Genomic DNA, 19,275 nt, shown 5'->3' on the forward strand with positions numbered 1-19,275 from the left:
GCCTGGCGGCAGACGGAATCTGCCAACGTCGATCAGCCGAATTTGCAGAACTCGTCTACCTGAGCTCTTCGGGCGGCGCGGATCTCTACCCCACGCTATCGGCCATCGAGCACCTTGCTTTCGTTAGGGAGGCGTGGAAATCGGCCGCCGACATCGACTCGCTCTGCGACTCCCTCGGAATCTCCCCATATCTCGACAAGCCGGCCCGTAAACTCTCGACGGGAATGAAGCAGCAGGTAAAGCTTGCCATGGCGATAGCGACCGATTGCCCGTACCTCATCCTCGATGAACCGCTGAACGGCCTCGATCCGGGAAAGCGGAAAACCTCCTGCGACGCGATGCGCAGCGAGGTGGCGCGGGGACGAAGCGTGCTCATTTCAAGCCATCTGCTCGACGACCTGGCAGACCTCACCGACTCGTTCTACTTCATCGAGGCCGGCACGCTTGTGGAAAAGATCAAGTCGTCCTCGCAGACGCTCAAGCAGGAATACCTCGATACATACGAGGGAGGTGAATGACATGATAGGCAAGAGCTATGCAAAGATAGCGATTGTTGGCTTTGTACTTTGTCTTGCAATGGCACTATGCGCATCATTCGCGAAGTATAGGTCCGAGCAATCGTTCATCGATGGCGCTGAAAATGGGTTTGGCATAGACGGGATGTATGCCAACGATGGCGCGACCAGGACGTCTATGGCGATTCTTGCAGGCGAAGACATGGAATGGCAAATCTGTAATGACGATGGCTCTTGTCTGAGTGGTCGTTTGGCCGCAACGAGCGACCCGAATTCGTTCGATCTTCTCGACAATGATGGAGTGGATTGCGGTTCTGTTCACCTTTCATATGCATCGCGAGATGGGATGGACGGCATCCTCTACGTCTCCCACGAGACTGGCGATTTCAAGATGCGCAGGACTAACCGAGTGCCGGCTTTTATCGAGGAGTGAGAGTTCCCGGCGGCCTGCCGATCAGGCCGCCGGGGTATCGAATCCCGCATTCATCCGTACACACACGGACGAATTCGGAAAGCAACCGTGGTATTCCTACAGGAATCGAATCCGTGAGGTCGTTGTCCTGGATACCTGGGATCCAGAGAGCGGTAGATACCTGTTCGACGGTCTAACCCAATCGACCTATCGAAACTCGATACATCGGATTGCACGACCCTGGAGGGCATGTTCAGGGGGTGCTCAAGCGTCACGGAGCTTTTTGATCTCGACCGTCTTGACACCTCGAACGTCGAGAACACGTCCTACATGTTCCTCAACTGCCTGGCGCTCAAGGCCGTCAGCATCTTGGGATGGGAGGCGTCCGGAATCACAGACGTCGACCAGATGCTCAGTGGCTGCTCTACCTACATCCTCGCAACCGAGGAGCAGCGCGAGTTCCTGAACAAAATCACCGGCTCCACGCAGCACGAAATTTGGACCAGCAACCTTTCTTAGCCCAGATCAAAATACCGGTTGTTTCCAGAAATCATCTAGACGCCTTCTAGATGATTTCTGGAAATGCAAATAGCTTTAGATTCCGAGCGTATCGACCGGAGCAATAACGATGCCTTCGCTAGTTACGTGAGCCGGCATACCAAACCCGATGACGATGAGTTTCGCCGCAGGCGGCCTCTCCCCACGATCGACCAGCTTTCGCTCGAGTCGAAGCAGATTTTCCACTGCCTCTGGGACTTGGGGGCTCCCAAGCTTGACCTCAACGGCAACCCACGAGCCGTCACGACGATGGACAATCGCGTCGACCTCCAGGTCGTCAGCGTCGTGGTAGTGGGATACGGTCGCATCGCTGGCCGCCGCGTAAACCTTGAGATCGTGCAGCACGAGGGATTCGAAGAGCAAGCCAAGGGTCTTCGGATCGGATGACAACGACTCCGGGGCCGCACCGATGAGGGCGACGGCGAGCGATGGGTCCGCAAGGTGCCGCTTCGCGCCCTGCCGCAGCTTCACCGGCGACCTGAGAGCCGGATGCCACGCGGGGACATCGTCGACGATATTGATACGGCGCAGCGCGTCCATGTAACCGGTAATCGTATTCTTTGAGACGTCAACGCCCAAATCCCTTTCGATGGACTTCATGCCGGCAAGGGTCGATTCATTGCGCGCAAGCGAGGAGAGCAAGGCCCTTACCTTAACCGGGTCGCGTTTCACTCCATCCGCCCTCGAAACGTCAGACTCGCAAACACCGTCAATATAGGCGGCGGCTATCCGCATCGCGTCGGCAGTTGTCTTACCGACCGCTTGGGGCCAACCGCCGCGGCAGAGCAAATCCGCGATACCGGCGATACCGGCGATGGATCCGAGTGACGCCGCAACGGGATCGCCGGCGAGCAGCGCGCCAAGCGAGACCGCTCCCGACGAAATGCCGAGCTCGAAAAGCGTCATGGTATCCATCCGCAAACGGGCGATTCGACCCACACCGCTGTGCATCGGCTGGTTCTCGGCTCGCGGCGTCGCAGATCCGGTGAGAATGAACTGTCCTGGCTCCCCTCCTCTGGCATCGCATTCGAATCGCACGGCATCCCATAGCTTCGGTTCTTCCTGCCATTCGTCGACAAGCCTCGGGGTCGGTCCGACAATTGCTTGGGCCGGATCGAGACGAGCGAGCTGGAGGGCCGCAAAACCGCCAGATGGGTCGGAGAGAGATAACGATGACTCGGCAAATCTCTGGGCTGTCGTTGTCTTTCCACACCATTTCGGCCCCTGAATGAGCACTGCACCAAAAATGCCAAGGTCGCGCTCGACCAAGCAGTCAACACAACGTCCTATATACCTATCCATCGGCTTTCCCTCCAATCATTCATTTGAAATTATAGCGTCTATCTGCGTCGTTGGGACAAATAACGATTACTTATTGGGACGATTGACGGTAATTTATTGGGACGATTGACGATAGCTCGTTGGGACGATTTCCATTTTCTTAAGGCACTAATCAACGAGACCCACTGTGAACTATGAGACGGATAAATTTAGCTGACGCCTCTCATGAGTTCAGCAATGCTGATTTGAAATCCGTCGGCATTCTTCTTGAGATTTGAGAGGCTGACATTACGCCGCCCGACTTCAATGCTCGCGTAGTAGGAACGATCCATTTCAATCAAATTGGCGAACTGCTCCTGGCTGCACCCGAGTCCAGCGCGGAGCTCTTTGCATCTCATGCCGAATGATTTCTGAAGCGTCTTCGTATCCATGACAAAAAGAGTCATGGATTGTTGTATAAAAGCCAACGGACTATATACAACAATCCCAGTTAAGGCGCATAATTATCTCTATTGGAAAGCACTCTGATGCCCAGTCGGATAGGGCACGGAAAAGGAATGGAACAGCACAATGACTCAGGGAAAGCATTTCGCTGCCGGTGGCGATCACTTCGCCGCACTGCCAAACAAAAAGATTCACACTCCGAAGGGGATCGCGCGTCTGACCGTCACCGCGGCGACCATGGCCGCCATGACCGGATCGAGCCTCATCTCACCGTTCACGGCATTCGCCCAGACCGGTGACGGGGGCACGCAGCACCCCGCCGTGATGTCGCCGATCGCTGCCCATGCCGGCGCGGCATCCGGTACCGGCGCGAAATCCGCCGCACAGACCATCGCGGACCTGCAGAAGGCGGTCGACGAGGCGAAGGCGAAGGAGGACGCCGCCAAGGCATCCTACGATGAGGTCGCCGGCCCCTACAACGAGGTTGCTTCCGCCCGCGACCAGGCCAAGGCATCCTACGATTCGGCAGTCAGCGCCGGCACGGCAGCCGACCGAGCGGCAATGGACGAGTACGCCCGTCAGGTCGCAGAGGGCAAGGACGCCGCCGATGCCGCCGGCAAGGACCTCGAGCAGGCGAAGGCAGGTCTCGCAGACGCCAAGGCGGATGCATCCGAGAAGGACGAAGCGTACCAGTCCGCCCTCAAGGCGGCCCAGGATGCCCAGGATGCCCTCGATAAAGCCAAGGCCGATGCCGTAGGCGCCACCCCGGAGGCAATCAGTGCCGCCGAGCAGGCCGTGCGCGACGCCCAGGATGCCGTGAGCAGGGCACAGGCCGAACTCGCCAACGCCAACGCGACGCTTGCCGATGCCCAGTCCAAGCTGGTTGCGGCCCAGTCTGCAAAGGATGCCGCCGATTCTGTCTTCGCTGCAGCCAAGCAGAACAAGGACGCGGCGGATGCGAAGGCCGCAGCCGCCAGCGCCGCCTACGAGAAGGCGAAAGCAGACCTCGCCGCAGCGGAGGCAGGCGCCAGCGGTCCTGAGTACGATGCCGCGAAGCAGAAGGTCGCGGACGCGGAGGCAACCCTCGCCGCCGCACGAGAGGCACAGTCCCAGTGCGAGTCCGAGCTCGAGCAGGCGCAGTCCGCTGCGGCAACGGCGCAGACTGACCTGAATGATGCCCAGGTGTCCCTCTCCGTAAAGCAGCAGGCCGCGGCCGATGCCGAATCCGGTGTGAACGCCGCCCAGTCCGCACTCGATGCCGCGAACGCCGACCTCGATGCGGCCAAGCAGGCGAATGCCGACGCCGTCGCCAAGCTGGATGCCGCGAAGCAGGCTGTCAAGGACGCCGAGTCAGCTAAGGCAGCCGCCGACGTAGAGCTCGCGAACGCCAAGGCCGCAAAGGATACCGCAGACGCCGCCGTGACCGCCGCGCAGCAGAAAGTCGACGAGGCCCAGGCGAAACTCGATTCTGCCGGCGCGCAGCTCAAGCAGGGAGCCATCGGCTTCTTCCGTGCCATGGGTGCCGATTCAGCCATCGAGATCATCCAGAACTGCACATACAAGGACTACACCGAAGTAGGGAACAGCCTCGACGCGACCAGTCTCGACAACATGCTCGCGGCAATCCCGTACATGAAGTCCATCAACGAATATCGCAAGTCCGTCGGTCTCCCTGAGCTCCAAGTCACGTACAAGCTCATTGCGGCGGCGATTGCCAACGCGAACTATTCCGATGTCAAGTTTGGGCATTCCATGCAGTTTGATACGAGCGAAAACCTCGCGTGGAACTATGGAACCGATCCGAAACCGCAGTGGGTGGACCAAGAAAAGGCTTTCTTCGATCAGGCGGTTCAGGAGCTCTATGGCGTCACCGGGCTAATCGGTAAGGATGCCGTAGATTTCTACAAATCGCATAGCGGGATTGAATCCTATGTCAACCAGCATTTTAAGGTTGCCGGATATCCCGCAACCGTCGGTCACTACCTGCATGTCATCAGCCCTGAAATCGGCTATATGGGCATGGCAGTCTGCAGCAAGGGAACCATGAACGGCTGGCAGACCGACAGCTTCGATACCGCAAACCTGGGCTGGGCAGGCTCCGGTTGGAACATGAACCCCATGTCCGTCGACGAGTACGAGCAGAAGCTGACCTCCTACATCGACGGTCTCAAGAACGCCAAGAGCGCACTCGACGCAGCCAAGGCCGATCTCGCATCCAAGCAGCAGGCAGCCACCGGCGCCGCCACAACCGTCCAGCAGAAGCAGGTCGCAGCGGATTCCGCACAGGCAGACGTCGATGCCGCGAAGCAGGACGTCACCGATGCCCAGCGTGCCGTCGATGCCGCAAAGGCTGATCTCGCATCCAAGCAGCAGGGCGTCACGGATGCCCAGACCGAGCTTGATGCGGCGAAATCGGACCTCGATGCCGCCAACGCGGCAGTCGATACGGCAAAGTCGACCGTCCAGCAGAAGCAGGTTGCCTTTGATGCTGCCAACGCAGCCGTAACGACCGTACAGTCTAAGTTGGATGCCGCCAAGGCGGACACCTCTGCCAAGCAGCAGAGCGTTGCCGATGCGAACGCCGATCTCGCGAAGTTCTTCCAGGACGTCGCCGACGCCAAGAAGGCGCTCGATACAGCAAAGAGCGTCCACGACGCGGCGGCAGCCGATCAGGCCGAGAAGGCGACCGTCCTCGCAGCCGCCAAGCAAAAGGCGGATACCACCGCAAGCGCCCTCGCGGATGCCCAGCGTGCCGTCGATGCCGCAAAGGCCGACACCGGCATTGCCGCCGACAAGCTCACCGGCTCCCAGACCGATCTCGAGGACGCACAGTCGAACCTCGACATCCTCACCGGTCTTGCCGCGAAGCTCGCAGAGGCACAGCAGCGCGAGCAGGATGCAGTAAAGGCCGTCAATGACACCAAGGCCGCGCTCGATGCCGCGAAGGCGGATACCATCGCCGCCGAGTCCCTGGTCTCCGCCGCCGAACAGGCGAAGGCGCAGGCAGACGCCAAGCTGTCGAAGCTGAACTCCATCGACGCAGGCGCGGCGATCGCTTCCGGCCATGACGCGAACGCGGATGACGCCCTCAACGCGCTTTTCGCCGCAGCAGTCGAGGCACGTGCCAAGGTCGCGCCCGCCAAGGCCATCCTGGACGAGAAGCAGGCCGCGGTGGACGGGCTCCAGCCCGGCTACGATGCGGCACTCGCCGCCTACGAACAGGCGAAGTCCGACCGCATCGCAGCGGAGCAGGAGCTTTCCGATGAGATTGCCCGACAGGATGCGGAGGAGGCCGCAAAGCAGCAGGCGGCATACACCCCGAAGCACCTCGCCGGCACGGATACCGCCCAGCCCGGCAGCCTCGCCCAGACCGGCGACCGCACGGGCCTCATCGGCGAGACGTTCGCCATCGGCGGTACCGTCCTTGTGGCAGCCGGCGTCTTCCTCGATCAAAAGAAGCGCCGCGAGCAGATGTAGGACAAATCGCATAACGACTCGGAAAGGGGAATCCCGCAAAAGGGATTCCCCTTTTTCGTCTCGCCAGCCACGGTTCGTTGAGGCAGCTTCAGCTTAAGGGCCACAGATTAAACCGATTTACAACTGTGACCATATGACTGTGCGCACATGTTAGCATGGTCATATGGTCACCTATTTACAGCTGCGATTATGATGCAATAACTCAACCGTTAGTGCTTATTAAACAGCCAATCGAAGCCAGGCTTGCCCAGTGTTTGGCGCATCTGCCCCACCTGAATCTCCGTCTCCACGCCATCCTTGCCGATGACGGCGGCCATGTTCTCAGCGGTCAGCAGCCAAGATAACAGACGGGCGGATCCAGCTCAGCATATAACGTTTGGTAATACATGACCATGTTAATGTAGTCATATGTTCACGCATTACAAGCTGGGACCTCATGTATTAGAGCTCGAGCTGCGCCCGTGCGTCCTTGGCGTCTCGCGTCCGACCGTCATCAAATGGCTCAAGCCGGGCTGGCGCGATAAGCGGAATGAGGTCGTGAGGCGGATGGACGCCGGCAGCGTCACACCCATCCGCCTCACGGACGATGAAATCGCGTGGACGCCGGAGGCCGTGACCGTCAGGGCGTCCGGCGGGGAAATCATCGGGCTCGATACGTGGGGCATGGCGAAGGTTCTTACCGGAGCCTATGGTCCCGACTCTCCCGGTCGTATTCCTACGATATCGCCCCTAAATCACCAATGTGTCAGATAAAGAATGATGCAATGGCTATGATCAAGCATACGGCGGATGCGGCGACTGCGCCTTTTTTCCTCTCCTTTAGTCCGACGAATAGGGTTGCCGTAAAGTAAAGGGCGGAAATGCAGTCTATGGCAAGCAAAACGAGTTCCTTGGGCGGTTTCAGCAAAAGGTCGCTAGCAAAGAGTGATGCGAGCAGGATAAAGCCGATTGTGACCAAGTATCCCGATTGATTTTGCGACAGCATGGCAACTGCCTTTTAGAACAGGCAAGTGAAAAGTCGGTACGATGCCGCTGCGGTTGCATACAAGGCGCCGGCAGGACCGCTTGTCACGTAACCGGCGATCACACCAGCGGTGCCAGCAACGTAGAGATCGCGCAGGCAAGCCTCCTCCTTCGGGATCAGCTTGACCTTGTGAGGGACAGGGCGGTTATTTGCAAATCCGTGAGAATCGCACCACGCCTTGGAATATGAATCCGTGCAGCGCCCACGCTCAAAGGGGGATATATTGTAATTTTCGTCGTAGTTGTCTCCGACGTAGATCTCACTGCTCTCGGCGGGAGATCCCTCGTCGGCATAGGCTGCCGCAACGGGTACAAATGGTGTCATGACAAGGGAGAGGCAAAGAGTTGCTGAGACGATGGAGGGTAGACATTTCTTCATGGCGGGCTCCTTAATCTGGCCTTTGATAGTTACTCGATATCGCCTCCTGCCGCTTTCTATCCGTTGTATTCGGCGTATTTCTTTAATAAGGCAAGAGATTCTTTCTCTCCCTCGGCTGAGCCGATGATGTTTCCTTGATCATCCAGTATGAATACGGACGGAATATGCTCAAGTTCATATTGGTCATACACGGCCTTATCTTGATCTATGTATATGGGAAAGTCTCCTTCATGGACTGAGGCTTCTTCAATCGTGCTGTCCTCGGAAACAGTGAAAAGGTTCTTCCTTATGGCTGCGAAATTATCAAGTTGCTGCATATCCTCTATGAGAGATTCGCAGTGCGGACACCACGATGCCCAGAACATCAAGATGTTTTCCTCATTAGGTTTTAGCTTGTCAAAATAATTGACGTTTCGGCCAAGGCTGAAATCTTGGCCCTTTTTAATGGACAAAGATGAGGGATAAGCATCGTGTTGCGGTTTGATATTGACGGCGATCAAGGCGGCGAAACACGCCAGAGCCGCCAAAGTCAGTAAGGCGATAACGCATTTTCTCGGTTTCCAGCTCATGACAGATCCCTCTCTCATGGTGAAACGCATACATTACGATATATGTACATTATACGCTAATAAATTTCACTATCCATCATCTAACTAAAGAATGCTACCTCACTGATTCAGCGACGATGCATTTTTACCCTTGCGTTCCCACTCGCGTACCCGCCTCGCTGCGTCGGCGGTCGGAAGGGTCCCCGTCTCGCATTCAGCGACCTTGTAACCGTATCTGTCGAGCCAGGCGGCAGCGCATCCCAATCGACGCACTTCCAGTCGTCGCCGCGGCCGTGCTGCATCACGAGGCCTCCGGCGACCGTGAGCGCGTGGATATGCTCTCTTTACAGGCCAGCGATGATTCCGCCGGTGCATACGATGCTAGGTCGCTGCGCCGGCACTGTGCAAACGTATTGGCCTTTGTGCCCCTTTTGGCAACTTTAGCCCGGCTGTGGGTTAAAACAACCCACAGCCATGACCGCGTTAGCGTAGTACTATACTAATTGCTTAACATGCTCATATATTTCTAACTGCGACTTAGAATTACTTAATGTAGTCACATGTTAATGTGCTAATATATGACTACGTTATTTCAGAAAGGGGAGGACATGGCGACGAACATCCTTTTGGTCAATCAGAAAGGCGGCGTCGGCAAAACGACGTTCGCCGACGAGATCGCCTGGGGCCTCGAGCGCCGCGGCCACAAGGTCGGCTTCGGTAACCTGGACCCACAGGGCGGAGCAAACCACGAGAAGGGGCTGCTCGCCGACGATGACGCCGTGAATGTCATCGACACGCCGGGGTTCCTGAGCGACGACACCGCCGAGTATGCCAAGAACGCGGATATCGCGATTATCCCGGTGCAGCCCGGCACGCTGGGCCTGAAGCCCATGAAGCGCACGATCAAGGTCATCACCGAGGCCAATCCCGACTTGTCGTTCGCAATCATCGTCAACAACTTCGCCGGCAACCAGACGGTCGACCGCCAGTTCCTCGAACTGCTCGAAGCCGATGACTTGCCCGTGCTGGGCACCGTTCCGACCGCAGCGGCCTTCAAGCAGGGCGCGGCGCTGGGAAAGCCTGTGTATGAGATCGCCAAGAATGGTAAGGCCGCCCAGGCAATCGAGAGCATCTTGGACGAGATCGAGGAGGTCCTGTAATGGCAAGCAAGTTCAAGAAATCGACCTCGTACTTCGACAAGGCCGCGGAGGCCGCCGAGGAGAGGCAGCAGAAAATCGTTGAAAGCGCATCCGAGCCCCAGAAACCGGCTCCACAGGTACGGAAAGCCGGGCGCCCAAAAAAGGGCCTTGAAGGGGCATCTGAAAGGCTTGTACAGTTGTCTGTCTACGTTCCGGAGAGTTACCGAAAACGTTTGAAGCAGGTCGCCCTTGAGGAAGACAAGTCCGTATCGGATATCGCTCGGGAACTTTTCGATCACTATTTGGCCGAAAAAGAAATCTAATCGGAATCACGGGTACCGTCAGGTGCCCGTTTTCTTTTGTATGTGCCTATGAGAGCCGATTTAAGACCCGTTTTATCTATCAATGAGAAAACGGTCGGACCCCACCGATAGGACGTCTTATTTTCGATTCTGCGGCTCCCTGACGGCAATTGAAGCGAGGCCAACAAAATGCCGGTATTCAGATCAACCGGAAAACGGATTCGGCATCCATTGCCGAATTGTAGGCTTACAGCCAAAGTGGGTTAGTTCGGCCGGGGAGCCGTAGGCGACGCCGGCGCCGAGGGTTGACAGCGACGTAATCGGGGAGCTGGGGCGTTAGCCCCCACACTTTTGGCCGATAGGCCAAGCCAAGGAGCCGAAGGCGACGCGGAGTGAGGCATAGCCGAACGGAGGGCAAGGCCGATAGGCCGCGCAGGGAGCTTCAGCGACCGGAGCCTATCTATATCTATTTCTAATTCTATAGCTCTACTTAATTGGAATATTCCTACAGGAATGTCGATTTGCAGTCTGACCTTGTATCTCTTACACATGTTTCTTTATTCCATACGGAATATTTTTTATTCCGCTTGGAATATTTTTTATTCCAAGCGGAATAATTATTCCAAGCGGAATATTCCAAGCGGAATAATTATTCCAGGGGGAATATTTCTTTATTCCATACGGAATAATTATTCCAAGCGGAATATTTTTTATTCCATACGGAATATTATTCCAAGCGGAATATTCCATACGGAATATTTCTTTATTCCATACGGAATAATTATTCCAAGCGGAATATTTCTTTATTCCATACGGAATAATTATTCCAAGCGGAATATTTTTTATTCCATACGGAATAATTATTCCAAGCGGAATATTTTTTATTCCATACGGAATATTATTCCAAGCGGAATATTTTCGTTAGGCAAAAAAGGGGGCCGGAAGATGCCCAGCCCCCTTGAGATTTTCAGTCCTCTTTCGGATCCCATCCGGCTTCACGCGCTTGAATATCGAGCTGAGCCCAAACGATGACCCACACCCCATCAGTCTTCATGATGATGCCTCGATGAGCCAGCTCGCCCAGAGCTTTCGATACAGTCGGTTGAGTCGAACAGACTTTTTTTGCGAGCTTGTCCTGACGCATGAAAAGACCTTTTGTAAGTTCTTTTCCGTTGGCATCCTTCCTATTAGGCCCTTTGGACGTCTGGAAGGAGCAAATCATGATCAGAATCGCAAGCTGGACGCGATTCTTCGCGACCGCAAAGAATGAGTCGTAGGATGGCCTGTTGATTCCACTCAGGATCTCGCTCTTTGCAATCTCATCCTGCCGAACGTCAAGCGCCGCCTCCATCTCGCTAGGCGTCTCGGCCTGATCGGCAATCGATGGAGCGTCCGTATCTGTAGGCCACGGGACGCCACGGCCTTTATGCGGTTTGTAGCTACTTGTACTCATGTTGATGCCTCTCGGTGCGAGGCCATCCAACCCAGCTGCCAAACGTGACCATAATATTTTGGTATTACGGCAACAGAAGTGTCCACAGCACGCCTTTACGTGCTAAAATGCAAACAACAACAGGCTGAATAGCCAATTTCTGATTTGAAAGAAGTCCCTCTTGCTTGCCGGCGTTGGGACTTTTTTCATATCTAAACTAAATCTGGCGGTATTGGTCCTCGTGGTTTGTAATGTACGCCTGAAGTGCCAGGATCACGTACGCCGATTTACTGATGCCAATCTCGCGAGAAATCTTATCCAACTTTGAATAAAGCACCGTCGGCAGGGTCAACATCATCCGTTTGGTCATCGGCTTGTCGTTGCTCTGCGCCATACTTTTAGCCTCCTTTCGTATATCTTGAGTGGCATGATATCACAATATACGAAAGTGTAAACAATCACAGGTAAACGGTTTGTACTCTAGTACCACTGTACACGGTTCCCTGTGCCGCAAGCGGAAACTGTCGTTTTTTAGTGGCCCCTATGGGTTGAGATAACCCATAGCAGACAAAAGTTGCCAAAAGGGACACAGTAAATTGCCGAAAAGGGCATAGGGGCGGCGAACGATTCAAATGAAATGGTGGACTGCTGCAACGTTGCATGAATCCACTTTTGACTAAACCTAGGACCCCTCTAGAAGGTTTCTAGAGGGGTCCTAGGTTTAGGGTTCACTGGTGATGGCATTCGCTAGTTCGTCGGCGAGCTTAGATATTTGCGTCGATGCATACTCGACGATCTTATCCGGCTCCCCTAAGGAGCCGTGGGCAGCAGATCGTTGCTTTGAATGGCAACGCACTAAGGCGACGGGAGTACTCGGGAGATCTGCCTGTATATTATTTATGCAGCTGATTGAATGGCGACAGGGCCGGCGACGCTGCCGGCCCTGTAACTGTCCACGCGGGACAGGCCGCGCATGTGAGTTTAACGCGTCTCGTGACTGTTCAGATTCTGTGCACCGGGCGATTTTTTAGTCGTTTAGCTGGGCTAATGGTGGTTATTGGCTGCTTGGCTGGAGGATTTGGACTAATAGTTGTTAATAGCGGCCGGACGAAGAGCTGTGCAGGCTATTAGAAGCAATAGCGAGCACGGTCTTGGCTGGAAAACAGGTCGCGAGCAGGGAAGGGCCGAGCATGTACGGACCGGCGTTGGAATTTGAGGAGATCGGCGAGGAAGTTAAGGATGAGGTTCGGCGGCAAGTGATTGACAAGATCGTCGAGAGAGTCAGGGCAAGCTCAAGGCCCGTGACGAGCGCGAAGACGATCCGTTTTGGGGTCGCGGGAATCAAGAACACCTTCGTCGAGCTGCGGAAAGGCTGGATTCCAGCGAGGGAGTGGAGCACGGATTGATCGAAGAAGAATGACGCTCTGCTAGAATCAGCAGCGCTGTCGGCAGCCCTTGTGCCGGGCAGAGCCCTCCATCCGATGGGAGGTGATGCCCATGACCGATTTCACCGAGCTCGTGAAGCTCCTGACCGCCCTGGTCTCGCTCCTCACGGCCCTTGTCGGCCTTTCCAAGGCACTCAAGCAGGGTTCGAAGCCCAAAAAGAAAGGCCACCGTCGTTAAGACGATGACCTAACTTTCTAACGCAACGGCTCTGCCCAGCTCGCTACAACTTGGGCTGCCGTCGGCACCATTCTACCCGCTTGACATTGCTGTTGTCGATGCGCCGTATCAAGAATCCACGGCAGCGCTCGTGGCGCTCGTGGTTGCAAAACAGCCCAACAAATAGCGGCTATTAGTCAGCTCGGCTGTCCAAAAGGCCTAATAGTTGCTAATAGCGGCCAGTTGGCAACGGATTTTGGCTATTAGTTCTAACAGCGCCTATACTATGACCCCACAAACGGGACAAGGTTTTCTATCCGCACGAGGTTTTAAAGTTTTAGCTGGAACAATCCGGCAGATTGGAGCACAGAACATGAGGTTCGAACGCCTCATGTCGCTCAAAATACGTCTCCTCAACTGCGCAAAGGAGAACGGTTTTTAGCGACAGGGAGACAATGGAATGATCTGGTTTACTAGCGATACCCATTTCGGGCATGAGAACGTGCTGAAGTTCACCGACCGCCCGTGGGAGACGATTTGGCAGATGAACGACGCCATCGTCGACAACATCAACGGCAAGGTTGCCGTGGACGACGAGCTCTACATCCTGGGGGATTTCTCATTCAAGATGACCGCCCAGGACGCCTACGGGCTGCGCAAGCGGATCGCCTGCAGGCGCATCCACCTCGTCCCGGGAAACCACGACAAGGACTGGACCCAGCCGGCGGTCGCTGGCGCCTTCACCGTGGAGCCGCCGATCTGCGTGCTCAAGATCGACGGGCAGAAGATCGTCCTGAGCCATTACCCCATGGCCGACTGGCAGGGCATGAGCCATGGATCGTGGCACCTCCACGGGCACATCCACAGCAGCGGCGGCGCGTACAACGAGTTCAACCGCAAGCAGGGCCTTCTGCGCTACGACGTCGGTTGCGATGCCAACGGGCACTCCCCGGTGAGCCTCGACGAGCTGAGGGAATGGTTCGCCGGAGTCGGCGAGCCGTGCGGCCGGGTGAAATGGCCCTGGTGGGTCAACGAGACCGGCGACAGGCAGGTCGAGCGCGAGCTGGCGGCGTACAAGAGGGAAGAGGTGATCCGATGACGGTCTATGTGACGGGCGACATCCACGGTGGGCTCGACATGCAAAAGCTCCGCGACTGGGAGCTTGGCGATAGTCTTACCAGCGACGACTATCTCATCGTTGCCGGTGACTTTGGCTTTCCGTGGGACTTTTCTGCCGAGGAATGCGCCGACATCGCCTGGCTGGAGTCGCGCCCCTACACGGCACTGTTCGTCGACGGCAACCACGAGCGCTTCGACCACTGGGAGGAGCGCCCCATGGAGCCGTGGCATGGCGGGCTGACGCAGCGCCTGTCGGACACCTCGCCCATTCGGCGCCTGACGCGCGGCGAGGTCTTCGAGCTCGACGGTTCGACAATCTTCACCATGGGCGGTGCCACGAGCGTGGACAGGGAATACCGCGTGCCGTATTCCAGCTGGTGGCCTCAGGAGCTCCCGGACGATCGCGATTTCGGTGCCGCGCGGGCAAAGCTCGACGAGGTCGGCTGGAAGGTCGACAGCGTCATCACCCATACCTGCGCCACGCGCATGCTCTCGCCGACGCTCTACCCGGACCCAGGCTGGGAACGCCCCGATGTGGACCGGCTGACCGGATTCCTCGACGAGCTCGAGGACCGCCTGGACTATAAACACTGGTATTACGGCCATTTTCACCGAGACGGCAACCCGGACGAACGGCACACGGTGCTGTATGACCGGATCGTGAGGCTCGGGGAGAAACTCCTGCCGTGGGGTGCGTACTGATGGCTATCTATGTGACAGGCGACGTGCACGGCAGGGCCGAGTACGGGTCCAGCCGGTTTGCCTTCAAGAACTGGCCGCTGGGGCGCACACTGACGCGCGATGACGTGGTGATCGTGGCCGGCGACTTCGGCTTTGTCTGGGACGGCTCGAATGCTGAGAGGTATTGGCTCGATTGGTTTGAGTCAAAGCCATGGACCACGTGTTTCGTAGACGGCAACCATGAGAACCATCACGCCTTGGCCAATCTGCCGGTACGGGAGTGGAACGATGGGCTCGTCCATGAGGTGCGACCGCGCGTGCTGCACCTGATGCGTGGGGAGGTGTTCGATATCGACGGGCTCACAGTCCTTGCCATGGGCGGCGCCGCGAGCAACGACAGGCAGTATCGCAAGGAGGGGAGGAGCTGGTGGCCCGAGGAGATGCCGAGCGAGGAAGAGACGGAGCACTGCCGCTCCTCGCTCGACCGCGTGGGCTGGAAGGTCGACTACGTTGTGACTCACGAGGCCCCTGCCGCCCTGGCGGAGAAGCTGTGTCGCGAGCGCGGGCGCGAGTATCGGGGCGACCGACTTCAGCGATTCCTTGCCGAGCTCGACGGTCAGCTCGGCTACCGCGCCTGGTTCTTCGGCCACTACCACGACGACAAATGGTGCGACGCCAAGCACCGCCTAATCTACCAAGACATCGTGTCGATCGAAGATGCCGCGCTCGGTTCTAGAAACCTCCTAGAAATGCTCTAGAAGGTTTCTAGAAAATTAGATGCTATGAGGCCTATTCCAATTCAAAGGTCTGGTCGAGAGAGTTCGATCCAGCGCTCGTGCCGTTGATCTTAATTTCAACGGGGGACATGTCATTGAGTTCGAAAATCGACACACCGTCGCATTCGCCTCCCGGCGCAAGCCCTTGCGAAGAGAAGGAATCTTCCTGCAAATCGGCGGCAAGACCGCCATGAAGCATCTGCTTATTCTGATAGGCCGTAATGTAGCTTCCAGTGGCAAAGGAATCTGCGGTTCGGTTGTTGATGGCGTGCCAGCGAACAACGGCGACCTTCCCGCCATCGTCATCCGCCGAATCATGTACCTCGACGCCGGTGATTGAATACTCCATCTTGCCGCAAACCGCGCCCTCTTCCTGCGCGTTGTCAGAATCGGCGACCTGAACTGCCGTCTGGTGATCGTCTGCCTTGCTGCATCCAGAGGTCGTAACCAGGACAACCGCCAAAAGACCGGCGACGCCGAGAGTTCGAGCCAGGCTGATGCTATTTTTGCTAACGCGCCTTTTCATGATTTGCTCCAAACCGAATACTTGATTGATCTATTGCTCTTGTTCGTTGATCACGTATGCTTTCAACCCACCAGTTCAAGCACGGCGACAACAATAACGGCAATTACGCCGACCGATACCCACGCGGTATCCTGGTGCGCCAGAACGGCGCCGATAGTGGTCGAGTCGGCTCCAGCGCCGTCCGCGACCGTCCAGACAATCGCTACGGCAAGAAGAACGATCAACCCCACAGCAACGGCCGTACGATGCGACATCTTCGAGGTGGACATCCTACTCGCCCCTCGTCTGGGTCATGACCTCGACCTTGGCCTCGGCTACGGCCGCCCGCTGCTCGGAGGCCGCGAGGCGGTCCTTGAGGGCGGCGACCTCGGCCATCAGGTCACGCTGGGCGAGGAGGGAGACGTTGAGATCGGCCTGAGCCTTGGCCGCGGCGTCGACCGCGCCCCTCATGCTTTCAATTCGATCGTCTTTTGCGGCTGATTCTGCCAAGAGCTGATTGTTCTCGGAATCGAGCTTCTTGAGCTGCGAGAGGTAATCGGCGACGGTGGCGTGGAGCTCATCGTTCTCAATCTCCAAGCTCGCAGTATCCAGCTCGAATTTCTCTTTGATGGCGGCGACCTGCTCGACGCAATTAGATTTGATGCTCTGAATCTGTTCCGTTGCACTTTTCTTGGCGGCGTCGGCGTCCTCGCGGGCAGCACGAGCCTCCATCGCGGCAGCTTCGGCAGCGCCCACGATGATGCGCTTGACCCGCTCGACTGCCTCATCGAGGACGGCCGATGCGTCGAGCGCAGCCTTCACGCCGAGAGTGGCGTTAGGGTGGTAGCCGTCGACCAAGCGGGCGACGGTATCGGCCTGCGAGAGGCCAAGGCTCGTGCTGATGTCCTTTATGGCGTCACGGGTCTCCGATGAGACATTCAGACTGGTCATTTTCTTTTCGGACTGGACTTGGTTTTCGGCCATGATGCGGCACTCCAATCAACAACGGGCATGGCTCCGCCACGCCGTACGGCTGGGAACAAATACGCGGCCGCTGTTGAGTTGTGTTCGTCCTGCGATCGGTGAGTTCTAAAAAGGCGTCTCAAGTCATGCGTTCACGCAGGGTTTCAGTTGGAGAAATACCGCACTCTTATATAGTAGCGCACTCAGATTTATCTTCTGACGCCCACTAACCCGCGCTCGCGGAGCACGCGGTACAGGGTCGATTTCGAGATACCTGTTGCGGCGCAGATGTCGGGAATTGGCGTCTCACGGGCGAGGTAGAGCTTCACGGCAGCGTCGGCCTTGACGTCCGCGATGCGCGGGCGGCCCCCGACGTTGCCACCGCGGCTCCGTTTGACGGCGATACCCTCGGCCTGGCGCTGCTTGATCAGGTCGCGCTCGAGCTCGGCGGTGCAGGCATGGGTGCCCAGCACGAAACGGCCGAATGCAGTATCGAGGTCAACGGGCTGCTTCAGTGATATGAGCTTCACTCCTAAGTTCCTGAACATCAGGTCATAGTTCAGCAGCTGCCTCGTCGATCTGGTCAGGCGCTCCCAGGACTCGACCACTACCTCATCGCCGCGCTTCATCTTTTTGAACAACTTTTTCTGTTGCGTGCGGTCGCCCTCGCGTGCGCCAGTCTCCTTGTCTTTGAAGATGCGCTCATAGGCCACGCCAGCGTTGACCAACGCCTCGATTTGGCGGTCGAGCTTCTGGTCCTTTGTGCTCACGCGGGCATATCCATATCGTGTCATTTTTAGCCTCCTGCCTCGTAGTTTGATTTTCCCATGGGAATCAAAGGCGAGGTTTTGACACTGGGTTTTGGCACTCGATTTGCACGGTCTCGATCGCTCGATTTGCAGGTGCCGTTCAGCATACGTTTTGGGACGAAAGGCCAATGGAATATGTTGGAATGCCTAATATTCTACTACCAAATAGTAGTAGAATATTATCGTAAAGATTGGAGGCTCATGGTCCGGATACACCAGAGAGTTCACGAGCGGCACCCCGAGCTAGATGACGGTGATGTCGAGGCGGCGTGGGAGAGCTACTGCTTCGCGGCCGTTCGCATCCCCGGGGAGCGCGAGATGCGGACGGGCTACGACCTGCATGGCCGGTACATTGAGATGGTTGGGGTCCTCCTGGCCGACGGCGCGTGGCTCGTCTACCACGCCATGACGCCGCCGAGCAAGAAGACGCTGAGGGAGATCGAGAACGCGAGAAGGAGAGGTTACTGATGGAGTACAGGCTTGCAAACGGATCTGCGATCACGGACGAGGACATCGAGCGCGAGTGCGCGGAATACGAATCCGGCTCCTGGGAGGGGAGCCTGGTGAACTTCCGCGTTGGCCGCCCCAGGCTTTCCGAGGTGGAGGCCAACGCCAACCTGTCTTTCAAGTGCCCAAAGACGGGCGCCGACCTCATCGAAAGGGCGGCCGCCGCGTGCGGGATGCGGAAGTCGGAGTTCCTGCGCTCGGCCGCGATCGAAAAAGCCGAGAGGATACTCAGGTCGGCATAGCCCCGGCGTGCCTTCCCGGAATCGGCGCTGCCGTGGGTCATGGCATCCGCGCCAACCTTGGTCTAATCGCCTCGTAAATCGAATCCTGTTGAGCCGTTTACCTGCTGGTTTGTGAACATACGCCGCTGCCATACCTTAGGTGAGAATCGTGTCCGCGCGGTGCGATACAGTAAATAAAATGCCCGCGAGGAAAGGAATAGCATGAGCGACACGCAGGAAATCGTTCAACGGCTCGAGCACGAGATGGCACAACGAGCCGCCGCTGTTGAGAAGGTCGATGCTTTCAAGGCTCAGTTCAATCGGGCCATCAAGGCCTTCATGGCCACCGACGAGGCGGTCCGCGGTCTCAACGACCACGACAGCGAGGTCGACACCCAGATCGCAACCGCCATCGACGAGCATCTTCGTGCCATCGACAGGCTGTGCCGCTTCGGCATCGACGGTGGTTTCGGCGAGAAACATCCGGTCAAGGAGTACTAGACCGGGTACCGTCAAGATTCTTTCGCAAATTGATCGAGGCGGCCTCGGCCCCGCCTTGCTCTAGCCCTCCGCCTTCTTGCT

The 19,275-nt window shown here is 57.0% G+C and carries 26 protein-coding genes; 14 read left to right on the plus strand and 12 right to left on the minus strand.

Features of this window, described 5'->3' with window-relative positions:
- From PMW67_RS08960 to PMW67_RS08970, 3 genes are all read left to right on the plus strand, one after another.
- The coding region (locus PMW67_RS08960; RefSeq protein ID WP_271739545.1) for an ABC transporter ATP-binding protein at window positions 1–518 on the plus strand (518 nt) is incomplete at its 5' end.
- Between the two features lies 1 nt (window position 519).
- Window positions 520–948 carry a hypothetical protein gene (locus PMW67_RS08965; protein ID WP_271739547.1) on the plus strand — a complete coding sequence of 143 codons (429 nt, stop codon included), beginning with the start codon at window positions 520–522 and terminating at the stop codon, window positions 946–948.
- 180 nt (window positions 949–1,128) lie between these two features.
- Window positions 1,129–1,446 carry a BspA family leucine-rich repeat surface protein gene (locus PMW67_RS08970; protein ID WP_271739578.1) on the plus strand — a complete coding sequence of 106 codons (318 nt, stop codon included), beginning with the start codon at window positions 1,129–1,131 and terminating at the stop codon, window positions 1,444–1,446.
- Between the two features lie 75 nt (window positions 1,447–1,521).
- Here PMW67_RS08970 and PMW67_RS08975 read toward each other — a convergent pair whose 3' ends face one another.
- Window positions 1,522–2,787, minus strand: coding sequence for an ATP-binding protein (locus PMW67_RS08975; RefSeq protein ID WP_271739549.1), 1,266 nt, complete (start codon window positions 2,785–2,787; stop codon window positions 1,522–1,524).
- A gap of 188 nt (window positions 2,788–2,975) precedes the next feature.
- Complete coding sequence (locus PMW67_RS08980; protein ID WP_334204049.1) at window positions 2,976–3,212, minus strand: helix-turn-helix domain-containing protein; 237 nt, start codon at window positions 3,210–3,212, stop codon at window positions 2,976–2,978.
- 124 nt (window positions 3,213–3,336) lie between these two features.
- On the opposite strand from PMW67_RS08980, the gene PMW67_RS08985 reads away from it, so the two are divergent.
- The gene (locus PMW67_RS08985; RefSeq protein ID WP_271739550.1) at window positions 3,337–6,687 is read left to right on the plus strand and encodes a CAP domain-containing protein; all 3,351 of its coding nucleotides are present in this window, start codon (window positions 3,337–3,339) and stop codon (window positions 6,685–6,687) included.
- 745 nt (window positions 6,688–7,432) lie between these two features.
- Here PMW67_RS08985 and PMW67_RS08990 read toward each other — a convergent pair.
- From PMW67_RS08990 to PMW67_RS09000, 3 genes are read right to left on the minus strand one after another with little or no spacing between them, the layout of a single operon-like run.
- A complete protein-coding gene (locus PMW67_RS08990; RefSeq protein ID WP_271739551.1) occupies window positions 7,433–7,672 on the minus strand; it encodes a hypothetical protein in 240 nt (79 codons plus the stop codon).
- Window positions 7,673–7,684: 12 nt separating this feature from the next.
- Window positions 7,685–8,089, minus strand: a complete 405-nt coding sequence (locus PMW67_RS08995) for a hypothetical protein (protein WP_271739552.1) — start codon at window positions 8,087–8,089, stop codon at window positions 7,685–7,687.
- Window positions 8,090–8,145: 56 nt separating this feature from the next.
- On the minus strand, window positions 8,146–8,658 hold the full coding sequence (locus tag PMW67_RS09000) for a TlpA family protein disulfide reductase (RefSeq protein WP_271739553.1): 513 nt from the start codon (window positions 8,656–8,658) through the stop codon (window positions 8,146–8,148).
- A gap of 587 nt (window positions 8,659–9,245) precedes the next feature.
- Between PMW67_RS09000 and PMW67_RS09005 the strand changes: the two genes are divergently transcribed.
- Both PMW67_RS09005 and PMW67_RS09010 read left to right on the plus strand, forming a co-directional pair.
- Window positions 9,246–9,797: a ParA family protein gene (locus PMW67_RS09005; RefSeq protein WP_271739555.1), complete on the plus strand. Its 552-nt coding sequence runs from the start codon at window positions 9,246–9,248 to the stop codon at window positions 9,795–9,797.
- Window positions 9,797–10,099: a hypothetical protein gene (locus tag PMW67_RS09010; RefSeq protein WP_271739557.1), complete on the plus strand. Its 303-nt coding sequence runs from the start codon at window positions 9,797–9,799 to the stop codon at window positions 10,097–10,099. Before PMW67_RS09005 ends, PMW67_RS09010 begins: the two co-directional genes overlap by 1 nt.
- A gap of 522 nt (window positions 10,100–10,621) precedes the next feature.
- Here the strand turns inward: PMW67_RS09010 and PMW67_RS09015 are convergent.
- The 3 genes from PMW67_RS09015 to PMW67_RS09025 all read right to left on the minus strand — a co-directional run bounded on the left by PMW67_RS09015 (window position 10,622) and on the right by PMW67_RS09025 (window position 11,904).
- Entirely contained in the window at window positions 10,622–10,828 is a 207-nt protein-coding gene (locus PMW67_RS09015) for a hypothetical protein (RefSeq protein WP_271739558.1), read from the minus strand.
- A gap of 217 nt (window positions 10,829–11,045) precedes the next feature.
- Window positions 11,046–11,531: a hypothetical protein gene (locus tag PMW67_RS09020; protein ID WP_271739560.1), complete on the minus strand. Its 486-nt coding sequence runs from the start codon at window positions 11,529–11,531 to the stop codon at window positions 11,046–11,048.
- 196 nt (window positions 11,532–11,727) lie between these two features.
- On the minus strand, window positions 11,728–11,904 hold the full coding sequence (locus tag PMW67_RS09025) for a ribbon-helix-helix domain-containing protein (protein WP_271739561.1): 177 nt from the start codon (window positions 11,902–11,904) through the stop codon (window positions 11,728–11,730).
- 796 nt (window positions 11,905–12,700) lie between these two features.
- On the opposite strand from PMW67_RS09025, the gene PMW67_RS09030 reads away from it, so the two are divergent.
- The 5 genes from PMW67_RS09030 to PMW67_RS09050 all read left to right on the plus strand — a co-directional run bounded on the left by PMW67_RS09030 (window position 12,701) and on the right by PMW67_RS09050 (window position 15,670).
- The gene (locus PMW67_RS09030; RefSeq protein WP_271739563.1) at window positions 12,701–12,916 is read left to right on the plus strand and encodes a hypothetical protein; all 216 of its coding nucleotides are present in this window, start codon (window positions 12,701–12,703) and stop codon (window positions 12,914–12,916) included.
- A 91-nt stretch (window positions 12,917–13,007) separates the two neighbouring features.
- Window positions 13,008–13,133 carry a hypothetical protein gene (locus PMW67_RS09035; protein WP_255413620.1) on the plus strand — a complete coding sequence of 42 codons (126 nt, stop codon included), beginning with the start codon at window positions 13,008–13,010 and terminating at the stop codon, window positions 13,131–13,133.
- A gap of 439 nt (window positions 13,134–13,572) precedes the next feature.
- Window positions 13,573–14,211 (plus strand): hypothetical protein, encoded by a 639-nt coding sequence (locus PMW67_RS09040; protein ID WP_271739564.1) that lies wholly within the window; start codon window positions 13,573–13,575, stop codon window positions 14,209–14,211.
- Window positions 14,208–14,933: a metallophosphoesterase family protein gene (locus PMW67_RS09045; protein ID WP_271739566.1), complete on the plus strand. Its 726-nt coding sequence runs from the start codon at window positions 14,208–14,210 to the stop codon at window positions 14,931–14,933. The genes PMW67_RS09040 and PMW67_RS09045 overlap by 4 nt, the downstream gene beginning before the upstream one ends.
- Window positions 14,918–15,670: a metallophosphoesterase family protein gene (locus PMW67_RS09050; RefSeq protein WP_271739568.1), complete on the plus strand. Its 753-nt coding sequence runs from the start codon at window positions 14,918–14,920 to the stop codon at window positions 15,668–15,670. The genes PMW67_RS09045 and PMW67_RS09050 overlap by 16 nt, the downstream gene beginning before the upstream one ends.
- A gap of 31 nt (window positions 15,671–15,701) precedes the next feature.
- On the opposite strand, the gene PMW67_RS09055 is transcribed toward PMW67_RS09050, so the two are convergent.
- The 4 genes from PMW67_RS09055 to PMW67_RS09070 form a co-directional block, all read right to left on the minus strand.
- Window positions 15,702–16,214 (minus strand): DUF5067 domain-containing protein, encoded by a 513-nt coding sequence (locus tag PMW67_RS09055; protein WP_271739570.1) that lies wholly within the window; start codon window positions 16,212–16,214, stop codon window positions 15,702–15,704.
- Between the two features lie 62 nt (window positions 16,215–16,276).
- Window positions 16,277–16,483, minus strand: a complete 207-nt coding sequence (locus tag PMW67_RS09060; protein ID WP_271739571.1) for a hypothetical protein — start codon at window positions 16,481–16,483, stop codon at window positions 16,277–16,279.
- Window position 16,484: 1 nt separating this feature from the next.
- Entirely contained in the window at window positions 16,485–17,177 is a 693-nt protein-coding gene (locus PMW67_RS09065) for a hypothetical protein (RefSeq protein ID WP_271739572.1), read from the minus strand.
- A gap of 188 nt (window positions 17,178–17,365) precedes the next feature.
- Entirely contained in the window at window positions 17,366–17,950 is a 585-nt protein-coding gene (locus PMW67_RS09070) for a recombinase family protein (RefSeq protein ID WP_271739573.1), read from the minus strand.
- 150 nt (window positions 17,951–18,100) lie between these two features.
- On the opposite strand from PMW67_RS09070, the gene PMW67_RS09075 reads away from it, so the two are divergent.
- The 3 genes from PMW67_RS09075 to PMW67_RS09085 all read left to right on the plus strand — a co-directional run bounded on the left by PMW67_RS09075 (window position 18,101) and on the right by PMW67_RS09085 (window position 19,194).
- The gene (locus PMW67_RS09075; RefSeq protein WP_271739574.1) at window positions 18,101–18,433 is read left to right on the plus strand and encodes a hypothetical protein; all 333 of its coding nucleotides are present in this window, start codon (window positions 18,101–18,103) and stop codon (window positions 18,431–18,433) included.
- Window positions 18,433–18,714, plus strand: a complete 282-nt coding sequence (locus tag PMW67_RS09080; protein WP_271739575.1) for a type II toxin -antitoxin system TacA 1-like antitoxin — start codon at window positions 18,433–18,435, stop codon at window positions 18,712–18,714. The genes PMW67_RS09075 and PMW67_RS09080 overlap by 1 nt, the downstream gene beginning before the upstream one ends.
- Window positions 18,715–18,915: 201 nt before the next feature.
- The gene (locus PMW67_RS09085; protein WP_271739576.1) at window positions 18,916–19,194 is read left to right on the plus strand and encodes a hypothetical protein; all 279 of its coding nucleotides are present in this window, start codon (window positions 18,916–18,918) and stop codon (window positions 19,192–19,194) included.
- Window positions 19,195–19,275: the final 81 nt, after the last annotated feature.

It is taken from the genome of Collinsella aerofaciens, from assembly GCF_028209395.1.
GTDB classification, from domain to species: domain Bacteria; phylum Actinomycetota; class Coriobacteriia; order Coriobacteriales; family Coriobacteriaceae; genus Collinsella; species Collinsella aerofaciens_AZ.

Excerpts from the sequence above, each read along its gene's own strand:
- PMW67_RS08985 (WP_271739550.1), top strand. The coding sequence starts at position 3,337 with ATGACTCAGGGAAAGCATTTCGCTGCCGGTGGCGATCACTTCGCCGCA.
- PMW67_RS09045 (WP_271739566.1), top strand. The coding sequence starts at position 14,208 with ATGACGGTCTATGTGACGGGCGACATCCACGGTGGGCTCGACATGCAA.
- PMW67_RS09040 (WP_271739564.1), top strand. The coding sequence starts at position 13,573 with ATGATCTGGTTTACTAGCGATACCCATTTCGGGCATGAGAACGTGCTG.
- PMW67_RS08995 (WP_271739552.1), bottom strand. The coding sequence starts at position 8,089 with ATGAAGAAATGTCTACCCTCCATCGTCTCAGCAACTCTTTGCCTCTCC.
- PMW67_RS09015 (WP_271739558.1), bottom strand. The coding sequence starts at position 10,828 with ATGGAATATTCCGCTTGGAATAATATTCCGTATGGAATAAAAAATATT.
- PMW67_RS09005 (WP_271739555.1), top strand. The coding sequence starts at position 9,246 with ATGGCGACGAACATCCTTTTGGTCAATCAGAAAGGCGGCGTCGGCAAA.
- PMW67_RS09080 (WP_271739575.1), top strand. The coding sequence starts at position 18,433 with ATGGAGTACAGGCTTGCAAACGGATCTGCGATCACGGACGAGGACATC.
- PMW67_RS09035 (WP_255413620.1), top strand. The coding sequence starts at position 13,008 with ATGACCGATTTCACCGAGCTCGTGAAGCTCCTGACCGCCCTGGTCTCG.
- PMW67_RS09085 (WP_271739576.1), top strand. The coding sequence starts at position 18,916 with ATGAGCGACACGCAGGAAATCGTTCAACGGCTCGAGCACGAGATGGCA.
- PMW67_RS09060 (WP_271739571.1), bottom strand. The coding sequence starts at position 16,483 with ATGTCCACCTCGAAGATGTCGCATCGTACGGCCGTTGCTGTGGGGTTG.
- PMW67_RS09020 (WP_271739560.1), bottom strand. The coding sequence starts at position 11,531 with ATGAGTACAAGTAGCTACAAACCGCATAAAGGCCGTGGCGTCCCGTGG.
- PMW67_RS09000 (WP_271739553.1), bottom strand. The coding sequence starts at position 8,658 with ATGAGCTGGAAACCGAGAAAATGCGTTATCGCCTTACTGACTTTGGCG.
- PMW67_RS09075 (WP_271739574.1), top strand. The coding sequence starts at position 18,101 with ATGTTGGAATGCCTAATATTCTACTACCAAATAGTAGTAGAATATTAT.
- PMW67_RS09065 (WP_271739572.1), bottom strand. The coding sequence starts at position 17,177 with ATGGCCGAAAACCAAGTCCAGTCCGAAAAGAAAATGACCAGTCTGAAT.
- PMW67_RS08975 (WP_271739549.1), bottom strand. The coding sequence starts at position 2,787 with ATGGATAGGTATATAGGACGTTGTGTTGACTGCTTGGTCGAGCGCGAC.
- PMW67_RS09025 (WP_271739561.1), bottom strand. The coding sequence starts at position 11,904 with ATGGCGCAGAGCAACGACAAGCCGATGACCAAACGGATGATGTTGACC.
- PMW67_RS08980 (WP_334204049.1), bottom strand. The coding sequence starts at position 3,212 with ATGACTCTTTTTGTCATGGATACGAAGACGCTTCAGAAATCATTCGGC.
- PMW67_RS08990 (WP_271739551.1), bottom strand. The coding sequence starts at position 7,672 with ATGCTGTCGCAAAATCAATCGGGATACTTGGTCACAATCGGCTTTATC.
- PMW67_RS08965 (WP_271739547.1), top strand. The coding sequence starts at position 520 with ATGATAGGCAAGAGCTATGCAAAGATAGCGATTGTTGGCTTTGTACTT.
- PMW67_RS09055 (WP_271739570.1), bottom strand. The coding sequence starts at position 16,214 with ATGAAAAGGCGCGTTAGCAAAAATAGCATCAGCCTGGCTCGAACTCTC.
- PMW67_RS09010 (WP_271739557.1), top strand. The coding sequence starts at position 9,797 with ATGGCAAGCAAGTTCAAGAAATCGACCTCGTACTTCGACAAGGCCGCG.
- PMW67_RS09030 (WP_271739563.1), top strand. The coding sequence starts at position 12,701 with ATGTACGGACCGGCGTTGGAATTTGAGGAGATCGGCGAGGAAGTTAAG.
- PMW67_RS09070 (WP_271739573.1), bottom strand. The coding sequence starts at position 17,950 with ATGACACGATATGGATATGCCCGCGTGAGCACAAAGGACCAGAAGCTC.